This is a genomic window from Paracoccus sigandri (assembly GCF_003709565.1).
Lineage (GTDB): Bacteria > Pseudomonadota > Alphaproteobacteria > Rhodobacterales > Rhodobacteraceae > Paracoccus > Paracoccus siganidrum.
Map to the genome: position 1 here is coordinate 35,841 of NZ_QNRC01000032.1, position 13,000 is coordinate 48,840.

9 protein-coding genes are annotated in these 13,000 nt (G+C 67.6%); 5 read left to right on the forward strand and 4 right to left on the reverse strand.

The features are described 5' to 3' along the window. Positions 1–7: 7 nt before the first annotated feature. The gene (locus tag C9E82_RS20030) at positions 8–481 is read right to left on the reverse strand and encodes an SCO family protein (protein ID WP_170162012.1); all 474 of its coding nucleotides are present in this window, start codon (positions 479–481) and stop codon (positions 8–10) included. A 126-nt stretch (positions 482–607) separates the two neighbouring features. Between C9E82_RS20030 and C9E82_RS20035 the strand changes: the two genes are divergently transcribed. The 3 genes from C9E82_RS20035 to C9E82_RS20045 all read left to right on the forward strand — a co-directional run bounded on the left by C9E82_RS20035 (position 608) and on the right by C9E82_RS20045 (position 5,970). Further along, entirely contained in the window at positions 608–1,843 is a 1,236-nt protein-coding gene (locus C9E82_RS20035) for an efflux RND transporter periplasmic adaptor subunit (protein WP_119897104.1), read from the forward strand. Then, positions 1,843–5,112, forward strand: a complete 3,270-nt coding sequence (locus C9E82_RS20040; protein ID WP_119897105.1) for an efflux RND transporter permease subunit — start codon at positions 1,843–1,845, stop codon at positions 5,110–5,112. The genes C9E82_RS20035 and C9E82_RS20040 overlap by 1 nt, the downstream gene beginning before the upstream one ends. A 171-nt stretch (positions 5,113–5,283) precedes the next feature. Then, positions 5,284–5,970 carry a helix-turn-helix transcriptional regulator gene (locus C9E82_RS20045; protein WP_119897106.1) on the forward strand — a complete coding sequence of 229 codons (687 nt, stop codon included), beginning with the start codon at positions 5,284–5,286 and terminating at the stop codon, positions 5,968–5,970. Here the strand turns inward: C9E82_RS20045 and C9E82_RS20050 are convergent. The 3 genes from C9E82_RS20050 to C9E82_RS20060 all read right to left on the reverse strand — a co-directional run bounded on the left by C9E82_RS20050 (position 5,955) and on the right by C9E82_RS20060 (position 7,988). After that, a complete protein-coding gene (locus C9E82_RS20050; protein ID WP_119897107.1) occupies positions 5,955–6,494 on the reverse strand; it encodes a hypothetical protein in 540 nt (179 codons plus the stop codon). The two genes, C9E82_RS20045 and C9E82_RS20050, sit on opposite strands and share 16 nt — an antisense overlap. Positions 6,495–6,504: 10 nt before the next feature. Continuing rightward, positions 6,505–7,194 (reverse strand): acyl-homoserine-lactone synthase, encoded by a 690-nt coding sequence (locus C9E82_RS20055; RefSeq protein WP_119897108.1) that lies wholly within the window; start codon positions 7,192–7,194, stop codon positions 6,505–6,507. A 116-nt stretch (positions 7,195–7,310) separates the two neighbouring features. Next, entirely contained in the window at positions 7,311–7,988 is a 678-nt protein-coding gene (locus C9E82_RS20060; protein ID WP_119897109.1) for a hypothetical protein, read from the reverse strand. Between the two features lie 233 nt (positions 7,989–8,221). On the opposite strand from C9E82_RS20060, the gene C9E82_RS20065 reads away from it, so the two are divergent. Both C9E82_RS20065 and C9E82_RS20070 read left to right on the forward strand, forming a co-directional pair. Then, positions 8,222–9,997, forward strand: coding sequence for an ABC transporter ATP-binding protein (locus C9E82_RS20065; RefSeq protein WP_119897110.1), 1,776 nt, complete (start codon positions 8,222–8,224; stop codon positions 9,995–9,997). A gap of 27 nt (positions 9,998–10,024) precedes the next feature. Then, on the forward strand, positions 10,025–13,000 hold a 2,976-nt coding region (locus C9E82_RS20070), incomplete at its 3' end, for a non-ribosomal peptide synthetase (protein ID WP_122449376.1).

Genomic DNA, 13,000 nt, shown 5'->3' on the forward strand with positions numbered 1-13,000 from the left:
CGGCGCATCAGAACCCCAGGGCGAGTTCGATCAGCCGCTCCGGTTCCGGCAGGCCGATGATCCGCTGGAACGCGCCGGTCCGCACGGCGCCGATCAGCAGCATTGGATCGTGGCTTTCGATGGGTCCGGGCGGCAGCCCAAGACTGTCGAGCAGGAGGAAGGTCTCCATCGGCGCGGCGGTCAGCCAGACCCAGTCCTCGCTGGCACCATAGTCCGCGGCCGTGGCCGCAAGCTTCTCCGGCGTGTCGCTAACCGGATCGATCGAAACCGTCACCAATGTGATCGGCAGATCCTCGGTCAGGATCCGGTCATCCACCTGTGTCAGGATCGCGTTGGTCAGCGGGCAGAGCGTCGTCCATTCGGTAAAGGCGAAGCTCACGATCACCGTGCCCTTGCGCTGGAACCGCGAGACGAAGCCCTCGGTATGATAGCGCGCATCGGTTACGCCCCACCTCAATTTGCGCGACAACGCCGGGTTCATGCAGCAGCACATTCCGACACCATCCCCCCACATCTGTGCGGGGCAGATCTGGCGTTTTCCGCATTTGGCTCATGATGGGCATTCTGGCGGGGCACCGCTCCTTGCGCAGAAACGGAATCACGCCGCATGTCGCCCGAGCCTTCGACCGAAGCACACACCTTTCCGGCGCGCCGGAATGACAAGCCCGACTGGGCCAAGACCACCCGCGAATTGCGGCACGAGGCTGCCGGCACCCGTCCGCAACGACGGATCTGGCCGTGGGGGATCGTGGCCGTGCTGGCGCTGGCCCTTGTCGGCGTCGTTTCTGTCCCGGCCTCTGCCCCGCCCGCCGCGACCGCCAATGCCCCCGTCGAGGTCGACACCGCAATCCTGCTGCATCCGCTGGATGTGACGACGGTGCAGCCGCAAACGCTCGGCCAGGCCTTGCCGGTCAGCGGCACCCTGCGCCCGCATCTGCAGGTCGAGATCGCCAGCCGCACCGCAGGCACGGTCGAAGAGGTGGGCGTGCGGCTGGGCGACAGGGTATCGCACGGCGATCTGTTACTGCAGATCGAGAGCGACAGCCTGGAGGCACAATTGCGCCAGCAGCAGGCATCGCTGGCGGCCAGCCGCGCGCAATCGCTTCTGGCCGAGACACAGGCGCAAAGGTCCGAACAACTGGCCGATCGTGGCATCTCTGCCGCCGCCAACCTGGAAACCTCACGTAGCAACCTCGAGGTTCAGGCGGCCAATCTGGAGATGCAGCGGGCCGCCGTCGCCGCGGCCGAGATCGCCCTGCGCGATACCCGCGTCCTTGCCCCCTTCGACGGCATCATCGCCGCACGCAAGGCCGAGCCGGGCCAGACCGTCGCCAGCGGCGCCGTCCTGTTCGAACTGGCCGACCTGTCCAGCATGTTGGCGACGATGAATGTCCCGGTCGCCAGAAGCGTGCCGCTGAAACCCGGCCAGAATGTCCGCCTGACCGTGCAGGGCCTGCCGGGTCGGGACTTCGCCGGCCGGATCGAGGGCATCGCCCCCGTCGCCAGCGAAGGCAGCCGCAACAGCGCGGTGACGGTGCGGGTGGACAATCCCGATCACATCCTGCGCGGCGGCATGTTCGTCAGCGGCGAAATCGAGATGGACAGCATCCCCGACGCCATTGCCATCCCGCGCGACAGCCTGCGTGAAGACGCCGGCGGCCCCCATGTGCTGAAAATCGCCGATGGCCGCCTGGTCCGCCAACAGGTTGCCACCGGCGCGGCCATGTCGGGCGGCGATCTGATCGCCATTGTCTCGGGCCTGGAGGCGTCGGACCGCATCGTGTCCGGGCGCTTGGCGGAACTGCGCGAGGGCATGGATGTCCGCATCGAGGAGCCGGGCTGATGTTTCTGACCCGCGTCAGCGTCAACAATCCCGTATTCACCGTGATGGTCATGCTGGCGATCACGGTTTTCGGCCTGTTCTCGTGGCAGCGCCTGCCGGTCGAACAGATGCCCGATGTCGATGTGCCCGCCGTCGCCATCGTGGTGGCCTATGACGGTGCCTCGCCCGAGGCGGTCGAGAACGACATCATCAAGCCCATCGAGGATACGATGGCCACGATCGGCGGCATCGACGTGATCCGGTCCACCGCACAGGTCGGACAGGCGATGGTGCTGATGCAGTTCGATCTTGGCATGTCCTCGGCCGAGGCGATGAACGACGTGCGCGACAGGATGGCGGGGATCCAGTCCAGCCTGCCCGACGCCGCCGACATGCCCACGATTCTGAAGTTCGATCCGTCGGACACGCCCGTCATTTCGCTGGCGATCAGCTCGGACCAGCGGTCGCTGTCGCAACTGACGCAACTGGCCGAGGATCACGTCCTGGACCGGCTGCGCAATGTCGGCGGCGTGGGCAGCGTCTCGCTGGTGGGCGGGGTTCCGGCACAGGTCGATGTGACCATCGACCCCGACCGGCTGTCCGCCCAGGGCATCCCGCTGTCCGAGGTCCGCACGGCGATCGCGGCCAACGCGGCGGATCTGCCCTCGGGCACGATCACCGAAGGCGCCACGTCGCAATCACTCCAGATCCGCAGCGCGCTGACGCAGGTCGGGGATTTTCGCGACCTGGTCATCGGTCGTCGGGGCGACCAGCCGGTGCATCTGTCCGAGGTCGCCGATATCCGCATCGGCCCCGCCGAAGCCGAAAGCCTTGCCTTCCGCGATGGCGAGCCCGCGCTGGCGATCGATGTGATGAAGGTTCAGGGCGCCAATACCATCGCCGTCGCCAGCGGCATCGCGCACGCGGCGCAGGCGCTTGGCGCGGACAGCCTGCCCGGCGACGTGCGTATCGAGGTCATCGCCAGCGAGGCCGGCGCGGTCGAGGATTCGGTCTCTGCCGTGCAGAACATGCTGGTCGAGGGCGCGATCCTGTCGGTGGTGATCGTGTTCCTGTTCCTGAATTCGTGGCGCTCGACCGTGATCACCGGGCTGGCCTTGCCGATCTCGATGATCGGCACCATGGTCGCACTGTATTTCTTGGGATTCACGCTGAACATCATGACGCTGATGGCATTGTCGCTGTCGGTCGGCATCCTGATCGACGACGCCATCGTGGTGCGCGAGAATATCACCCGCCATCTGCAAGCCGGCAAAAGCCATCGCCGCGCCGCGCTGGAGGGCACGGCAGAGATCGGGCTGGCCGTCACCGCCACCACCCTGGCGATCGTCGCGGTCTTCCTGCCGGTGGCCTTCATGGAGGGCATCCTGGGCCGCTTCTTTCTGCAATTCGGGGCGACGGTCTCGGTCGCGGTGCTGATTTCGCTGTTCGTGGCCTTCACCCTGGACCCGATGCTGTCCAGCGTCTGGAACGATCCGGCCTCGCATCCCGATGCCCGGCGCGGGCCGGTGGGCAGGACGATCGCCCGGCTCAACGACGGGTTCGACCGGCTGACCGGGCGCTATCTGTCGGTGCTGCGCTGGTCGCTGCGCCACCGGCTGACAACGTTGGGAATCGCCTTCGGCCTGTTCATGGCCAGCTTTGCCCTGATCCCGACGGTCGGGGCGGAATTCCTGCCGGCCGAGGATAACGGCCGCGTCTCGATCAGCATCGAGACCCCGCCCGGATCGTCGCTGGACTATACCGCCGCACGGGTGAGCCAGATCGAGACGCGCCTGCGCGATCTGCCCGAGGTCGCCGCGACCTATGCCAGCATCGGCGCAGCCGCGGTCGGAACCGGCCAGAAAAACACCGCCACCATCGGCGTGACGCTGGTGCCACAGGCACAGCGCAATGCCTCGGCGATGGAATTCGCCGCCAGCCTGCGCCCCATACTTCGGCGCTTTCCGGGTTTGCAGACCGAGGTCAGCGCCGAGGGCGATCTGGGCGGCGGTGCGGGCAAGCCGGTGCAGATCGTCGTTCTGGGCCAGGACAGCGACGTCCTGCGGCGGATCGGCGACCAGGTCGCCGGGCGGCTGGCGGCTATCGCGGGGGTCGAGGACATCACCTCGTCGATGCGGCAGGCCCAGCCGGAAATCGGGATCGAGCTGGACCGCGAACGCGCCAGCGAACTGGGGATCTCGGCACGCGATCTGGGTGCGGTCCTGGCCCCGATGATGACTGGCGAGACCATCGCCACCTGGACCGCCCCCGGCAGCCAGAGCCATGATGTCGTGATCCGGCTGGATCAGACCGCGCGCAGCCGCGTCGCCGCATTGGGCAATCTGCCGGTGGGCGTCGATGCCGACAGTGGCCAGATCATCCGGCTGGACCAGATCGCCCGGATCGAGCAGCGCAGCGGCCCGGTCGAGATCCTGCGCGAACAGCTGTCGCGCCGCGTCACCATCGAGGCCAACCTGGCGCCCGACGCCCCCGGCGACGTCCATGCGCAGATAGCGCAACTGACGGCACGGATGCCGCTGCCCGAGGGCTATCGCTTCTCGCTTGGCGGTGAGGCCGAGCAGATGGCGGAATCCGGCGCCTCGGCGGCGTCGGCGCTGCTCTTGGCGGTGATCTTCATCTATCTGGTGCTGGCTTCGCAATTCGGCAGCATCCTGCAACCTCTGGCAATCATGATGTCGCTGCCGATGTCGTTGATCGGGGTGATGGTCGGGCTGTGGCTGGGAGGCTCCAGCCTGAACGTGATGTCGGCGATCGGCTTCATCATGCTGATGGGGCTGGTGGTCAAGAACGCCATCCTGCTGGTGGACAACGCCAATCAGCAGGTGCGCGAGGGCACGAACCTCTACGACGCGCTGGTGGGCGCGGCCCGCATCCGGTTCCGCCCCATCGTGATGACCACGCTGGCCATGATATTGGGGATGCTGCCGATGGCGCTGAGCCTGCATCAGGGCACCAGCCAGAACGCACCCATGGCCCATGCGGTGATCGGCGGGCTGGTTTCCTCGACGCTGCTGACGCTGGTGGTGGTGCCGGTGATGCTGACCTATCTGGACGCGCTTGGGCGGCACGCGGCACGCTTCCTGCCCGACCCGCCGCCCGACCACACGGCCACCGCTCCGCCGCCGGCCCCGGCCGATCCGCCCGCCGCCGGCCTGGCAACCGCGCGGCTGGCCCTGCTTCCGGCCCGCGATCAGCCCGCCGCCCATCTGCCGCAATCCCCGGCCGCGGATCGGATCGACAGGACGGTTCAGAAAACCTCTGCCGGATAGGGGTTCCCCGACCTCCGGCGGTTTGATGCCGAGGCCGGGGGACGGTTGCCAGACAAAACAGGCGAATTTCGGCTCAACCGAATTTGGCACAGGAAAGCGTCACAGAGCTTGCCTAAGGTAAACTTCGCCGCGAGTCGTTCCCACGGCCCAAGACGCAACCACCGGACGCAAATGACCCTTACCCGTTCCCTGCTGCCCGCCGATTCCACCGCAGAAGCGATCGAGACCATGCGCGAGATCCTGAAGGTGGATCACATCACGCTGCATATCCTGAACAACCCCACCGTCGGGCTGGACAATCCATTCGTCAGAACCACCTATCCCGAAGGCTGGGTCAGCCGCTATCTGTTGAACAACATGGCGGTTTCCGACCCCGTCCTGCAGCGCGCGCAGAAAGGCGACGATGCCTTCTTCTGGTCCGATCTGGTGCTGGACGACGACCAGGTCAAGACGATGGAAGAATTCGTGCAGGCGGGGCTGGGCACGGTCGGCTACAGCCTCGTCCATGTCGATTCGCATGGCCGCAAGAGCGTGCTGTCGATCAGCCGTATCCGGTCCGAGGGCTGGGCCGGGCATGTGGCCGAGCACCTGGACGGGCTGGCGCAGGCGCATATGGACCTGCATGTGAAGGCGCTGGCCGAGGCGGCGGCGGATGCGATGGGCATCCCGCAACTGGCGCCGCGCGAATATGAATGCCTGCGCTTTACCGCCCAGGGCAAGACCTACAGCGAGATCGCGATCATCCTGAACCTGTCGGAACATACCGTGCGCAGCTATCTGAAGCTTGCGCGGGTCAAGCTGAACTGCGTCTCGCTGGCGCAGGCGGTGGCCAAGGCGGTGCGCTACAGGATGATCTGAGGCGGCGCGTCGGGAAAGCCGCTGATCCGGTTCTCGATCCGGGTGGCTGCGCGCCAGATCCGCGCCGCCGTCCGGTCCTGCCCCTGCTGCTTCAGCAGATGCGCCCGCATCCCCAGCACGACTGCACGCCGCGGCCCATGCAACCGGCCGAAACCAGGATGATCCAGGATCCGTGCGATGCCCTGATCCACCTCGGGCAGCGTCATCGGCGGCACCGGCAGCAACACCTGCGTCGTGCCTCGGGCATAGAGCATCCGCAGATGCGCCACGGGCCGCGACGGATCGGCAGGCGGCATCGCGCGCATGATCCCGATCCCGGCACCCAGAAAGCGCCGCGCCTGGCCCGGATCGCCCATCTCCAGGCCCAGGCGCGCCAGCAGCGCGCCCTTGTACAGCCGGGCCTCGGGATCGGCGGGGTTGCCGGCCAGCCTGCGCTCGATCAGCCCCAGAACCCGCAGGGTCTCGGCCGGACGGATTTCCGCGGCAAGGCAATAGAGGGCAAAGCTGTCCAATTCCGGTTCCAATATCAGCTGGTCAATGCATCATGGCGGGGATCCGCGTCACCGGCGCCGGGTTCGGCACCGGACAGGGCGGCACGATCGGGGCCGTCGGACGCAACAGCGGCGCCGCGATGCCAAGCGCCTGCCGCATGTCCCGCCGCACCTGATCCGACACCACGAAAGAGGCGCAGCAGACCGGACGGCGGCCATAGCCATCGGCCGATCCGTGCATCTGCATCCTGACGCCCGCACGACGATAGACGCGGCTCATCATCGGCTCGAAATTCGACACCAGCCGACGGATGCCGAAGACCAGCGCGGCCTCGCACAAGGCCAGCAGCAGCAGGCTGAAGCCCTTGCCCGCATCCATGTCGGGAAAATCACGGGCCAACATCTCGTCGTCCAGGCACATCCGCGTGCCTTCCCAGATGTCATCCGCGATCAGATCGGCATTGCGGCCATGCGTGGCCCAGAAGACATCATGCAGCAGGGTCGGCCCGTCTGTCGGCATCAGCCGCACGACACCGTAGAGCCTGCTGCGATCCTCCGAGCACCAGACCAGATAGCTGGCCTCCAGGTCGTCATATGCGTCACGCTCCTCATCCCCGCAGAGCGCGACCTGCCAGTTCAACCGGTCGTGAAAGACCCGCTTGCGCAGCCGGAACATGGCCCGCATCAGTTGCGGATTGGCGGCGGTTTCATGCGGCCGGATCATCGTGAACATGGGCAGGCGCTCCTTGCTTCCTGATTGCCCGAAGCCTCGGACAATGCATCGCAAGCCGACAGCGCCCCGCCTGCACGCGCCCATTCCGTCCCCCGCATCTGCGGGGGCCGCGTGCATCAGCACAGCCGCAACCGCGCCAGCTGTCCGACTGCGACACGGGTCAGCACCAGCCCCGGCATGACCCGCAGTTCCACCCGGAAACCATCTTCCGCGCTCAGCCCGTGCTGGCGCGCATCCGCAAGGCCCAGGCAGATGCCCGACCGTGCCGAGGGTCGGACCAGCAGAGCCGCAGGACTGGCGGCGACACCAAGCTGCAGCGCCAGCGCACGGGCCAGCGCGTGCTTGGCCGAGATCGCGCCCGCCACTCGTTCCTCGGGCCGCATCCGCGCCAGTCCGGGTTGCCGAGACAGAAGATGCCATTCGTGCTGCGACAGCATCTTTGCCTGCGCCTCGCCCCCGATCTTCCGCAGATCCAGTCCCAGCGATTCGGTGCCGTCCCGCCGCAGCCAGACGCCGACCTGCCCGCCGCCATGGCCGATCGCTCCGGCCAGACCCTCGGGCCAGGCCGCCCCGATCCGTTCGGCCACCACCTTCGGCCGCAGTCCCAGCACGCGCATCCCGCGCGTCGCCATCGCCCGCCCCGTCAAGAACGCATCCCGTCCCGATTCGGGTATCGCGGCCAGTCGGTCGCGATAAAGCGCCAGCAGCCGCGGGCGGGCCTGCGACGCAGGTGCCAGCGGCGCGATCAGCAGCAGGCCGTCGGCTTCCCTGTCAAGAATTCGGGCGTGGTCCATAGCAAGCGTATCCGGCGACTGAAATGGTGGGTGGCGGCGCATCTGCCCGCGCGGTGCAGGTTCGGGCGCATCGCAAACAGGTTGACCTGAATGCCAGACGCGGGCGCCGAAACTAACCCCCTCATCTGTATGGGACAGAACATGCAGGGCCGGATGGGCGTTTAGCCGCAGCGCCGAATCGCCGCCATGCTTCTTTCGGAACGGCACCCTGCCGCCCGAATGGAGGACATGACATGGCATCCGGTTTCTCGCCGCTGTTGAGGCTGATCCGCGCAGGCCGGCCCTCGGTCCCCGCCCTGATCGCAGCCACCCTGGCCGCGGCAGCGGGCGTCGCCTGCTCGCTGGTCTTTCCGCTGCTGACGCGCAATGTGGTCGATACCGCAGGCAGCGGCGGGCTGATCAGCGAAACCATGTCCTTCCTGATCGCCGCGCTTCTGGGGGCCACCCTGTTCAATGCGCTCTCGTCGCTGCTGCTGGCCCGGATCGGCCACAACATCGTCGCCAACCTGCGCCAGCGCCTGTCCGACAAGATGCTGCGCCTGACCATCCCCGCCTTCGACCGCGAGGGCAGCGGCGAAAGGGTCAGCCGGATCATGCGCGACTGCGAAAGCATCTCGAGCCTGACCACGACGCAGGCGGTCAACCTGATCACCGGCACGATGATGCTGATCGGGGTGGCGGCGGTGCTGTATTCGCTGGACAGCGCGCTGACGATGACGCTGCTGGGGGCGCTGCTGGCGGCATTCGCCGTGCTGGTGCCGCTGTCGATGCTGCTGGACGGCCTCAGCCGCCGCACCCAGGACGAGGCCGCGCGGCTCAGCGGCCTGCTGACCCAGGTGTTCAGCGAGATCCGGCTGGTCAAGGCCTTCACCGCCGAGCAGCGCGAAAGCCGCCGCATCGGCAAGGCGCTGGAAAATCTGCGCCGTCTGGGGATGCGCAGCTCGACCATCAACACCACGCTGGAGCCGGTGATCCAGCTGGCGATGACGGCGGCGATCGTCACCATCCTGATCTACGGTGCCAGTCGCGTATCCGTCGGCACCATGAGCGTGGGCACCCTGACCGCCTTCATCCTGTCGATCCTGAACGTCATTTCCCCCCTGATGCAGCTGACCATGTTCATGGCCGAACTGCAGCGCGCCAAGGGGGCATCCGCCCGCATCGCCGTGCTGCTGGACGAGACCGAGGAGGAATACGACGCCGCCGATCCCGCCCCCGCGCGCGCCGGCGAGTTGCGCTTCGAGAATGTCTCCTTTGCCTATCAGGCGCATGACGCCCGGCAGCAGCCGGTCCTGAAGGATCTGTCGCTGAACTTCGCGCCCGGCGCCACCACGGCGCTGGTCGGCCCCAGCGGCAGCGGCAAAAGCACCATCCTGTCGCTGATCGAACGCTTCTACCTGCCGGTTTCTGGACGGATTACCCTGAACGGCACCGACATCGCGCGCATCCCCCTGCAGGACTGGCGGCGCATGATCGGCTATGTGCCGCAGAATGCGCCGGTCATGCCGGGCTCGGTGCGCGACAACATCACCTATGGGCTGGCCGGCAGGTTCACCGACGACCAGATCCGCGACGCCGCCGACCGCGCCGATGCGCTGAGCTTCATCGAAGCCCTGCCGCGCGGGCTGGATACGAACCTGATCGAACAGGGCAACAACCTGTCGGGCGGCCAGCGCCAGCGCATCGCCATCGCCCGCATGTTCCTGCGCGACCCGCGGATCCTGATCCTGGACGAGGCCACCTCGGCGCTGGACGGCGAAACCGAGCGTCAGGTGAAGGCTTCGCTGGACCGGCTGCGGGCCGGCCGCACCAACATCGTCGTCGCGCACCGCCTGTCCACCGTCTTCGATGCCGATCTGATCTATTTCCTCGAAAGCGGGCGGGTTTCCGGCTCTGGCACGCATAGCGACCTTGTGGCGACGCATGAATTCTATGCCCGGCTGGTCGAACGCCAGAGCCATGCCGCCTCGCTTCCCGCCGCCGCCCTGCCGACACCGCTGTCCGCCTGACGCCGACCGATTACCGGAGCCTTTCCGATGACCATGAATCCCCGCCATCTGCATCCGCTTTCGGCCCCCCAGGCAGAGATCTGGTTCGCCCAGCAACTCGACCCGGCCAATGACCTTCTGGACCTGCGCGGCCATCTGCACCTGCAAGGCGGCATCGACGCGGACGCGCTGCGCCGGGCGCTGGATGCCAGCGTTGCCGAATTCGACACGCTGCGCCTGCGGATCGTCGACACGGCCGACGGTCCGCGCCAGTTCTTCACCGAAGACCAGGGCAGCGCGCTGCAGGTCATCGACTGCGCGGACATGGCCGAGGCCGAGGCCGACATGCAGCGGCGCTGCCGCCATGTCTATGATCTGGCCTCCCAGCCGCCCTATACCTTCGTGCTGTATCGGCTGGCGGATGGCGGCGCGGTGCTGTTCCAGCGTTACCACCACGCGATCATGGACGGCTTCAGCGGCTCGCTGATGAACAGCCGGCTGGCCGCGCATTACGCCGCGCTGACCGGCGGACCAGCCCCCACCGATGATCGTCCCGACAGTGTCGAGGCGATCCTGTCCGAGGACGAACGCTATCGCGCATCGGATCGCCACGCGCGGGATATCGAGGCATGGCGCGCCTTCCTGGCCGATGCGCCGGAACCTGCCGGGCTGGACGGCTCGCCCCATCGCAGCTCGTCCGCCTATCACCGCGCAAGCGGGGCGGTGCCCGCCGATCTGGCCCGCGCATTGCTGGATGCCGAAACGACGGTCGGCGCCCGCTGGCCGCAGATCCTGACGGCGCTGGCCGCCGCCTATCTGCAGCGCATCGCCGGACGTCCGTCGATGCTGTTCGACTTTCCGGTGGCGGCCCGAGCCCGTGCCACGCGCAATGCGCCGGGAATGCTGGCCAATGTCGTGCCGTTGCGCCTGGACATGGACCCACAGACCGCGCTGACCGACCTGACCCGCGCCACCGGCACAGGAATCCGTCATGCCATCAAGCATCAAAGCTGCCGCAGCGCCGAGATCCTGAAGCTGGCCAGAAGCGATGCGCGCGGCTTCGGGCCGCGGATCAATATCGTCCCCTTCGACTATCATTTCGATTTCGCGGGTATTCCGGCCCGGCTGACGGCGCTGTCGAACGGTGCGGTGCAGGATGTCTCGATCACCATCGTCGGCATTCCCGGCAGCCCGGTCTTTACCGTCAATTTCGACGGCAATACCGAAATCGCGACGCAATCGCAGATGCAGGCCCATCTCGACCGCTTCCTCGGCTTCGCGGCTGCCGCGCTGGCCGCACCCGAAAGCCCGCTGGCCGGCACCGATCTGCTCACCCCCGCCGAGGCGCAGCGGATCGCGGATTTCAACGACACCTTCACCGACCTGCCGCCCGCGACCATCACCGGGCTCTTCGCCGACATCGTCCAGCGGACACCCGATGCCGTCGCGGTCATCGACGGCGATGCCTGCCACAGCTTTGCCGATATCGACGCGCGTTCGGACGCCTTGGCGGCGGCCTTGCAGAGGCAGGGTCTGACCGCAGGACAGCCGGTCGCGATGCTGCTGCACCGCTCGGCCGATGTGATCGCGGCCTCGCTGGCGGTGCTGAAATGCGGCGGGCATTACGTGCCGCTGCATGAATTGCATCCCGACCAGCGCCTGACCGAGGTGATCGAAGCCGCCGGGGCGGCGCATCTGATCGCCGATGCCGCCATCGACGGACGCGACATCGCGGCGCGCCACCTCTTGCGGCTGGACCGCGAAGCCCTGCCCGCCGCGACACCCGGACCATACCGGCCCGACCCCGATGCGCTGGCCTATGTCATGTTCACCTCTGGATCCACCGGCAAGCCGAAGGGGGTCGCGATCCGCCATCGCGACATCGCCGATTTCACGCGCGACCGCCGCTTTGCCAGCGGCCACAAGCGGGTGCTGCTGCATTCGCCGCATGCCTTCGACGCATCGAATTTCGAACTGTGGATGCCGCTGCTGAACGGGCGCACCATCGTCATCGGCCCGCCCGAGGCCACCGACCCGGCGCAGATGACCCGCGTGGTCCGACGGCATCGGGTGGATTGCGCCTGGCTGACGGCCGGTCTCTTCAACGAATTCACCCGCACCGCGCCGGATTTCTTTGCCGGGCTGCAGCAGGTCTGGGCGGGCGGGGACGTGCTGTCGCCGGCGGCGATCGGCCGTCTGCAACGATCCTTTCCCGACCTGCGGATCGTCAATGGCTATGGCCCGACCGAAACCACCACCTTCGCGCTGACCTGCGAGATCGCCCCCTCGGCCGAGGGCGCCGTTCCCATCGGGCGGCCGCTGGACAACATGCAGGCGCACATCCTCGACGCCTCACTCCACCCTGTCCCGATCGGCGTCGTGGGCGAGCTCTACATCGCCGGCTCGGGTCTGGCGCAGGGCTATCTGAACCGGCCCGACCTGACGGCCGAGCGCTTCCTCGCCAATCCCTTCGCGCCCGGCCGGCGCATGTATCGCTCGGGCGATCTGGCGCGGTGGCGCGAGGACGGGCAGGTCGAGTTCGTCGGCCGCGCCGACCAGCAGCTCAAGATCCGCGGCTTCCGCATCGAACCCGCCGAGATCGAGGCCGCCATCGCCCGCGCGGGACATCCGCAAGCCGCCGTCATCGCACGAGAGGACCGCCCCGGCCAGAAGCGGCTGGTCGCCTATGTCGTCGGCCAGCCGGACCGCGACGCGCTGCGCGGCGCGCTGGCCGAGGCGCTGCCCGACTACATGGTCCCCGCCGCCTTCGTGGCGATGGAGGCCCTGCCGCTGACCCCCAACGGCAAGCTGGACCGCCGCGCCCTGCCCGAACCCGAAGCCGAGGCCGGACCCCGCCGCGCACCCCGCAACCCGACCGAGGCCGCCCTGGCCGAGCTCTTCGCCGAGGTGCTGGGCACCCCCGAGATCGGCATCGACGACAGCTTCTTCGCCCTTGGCGGCGATTCCCTGCTGGCCACGCGGCTGATCGGCCGCATCCGTCCCGCCTTCGGCATCGACCTGCCG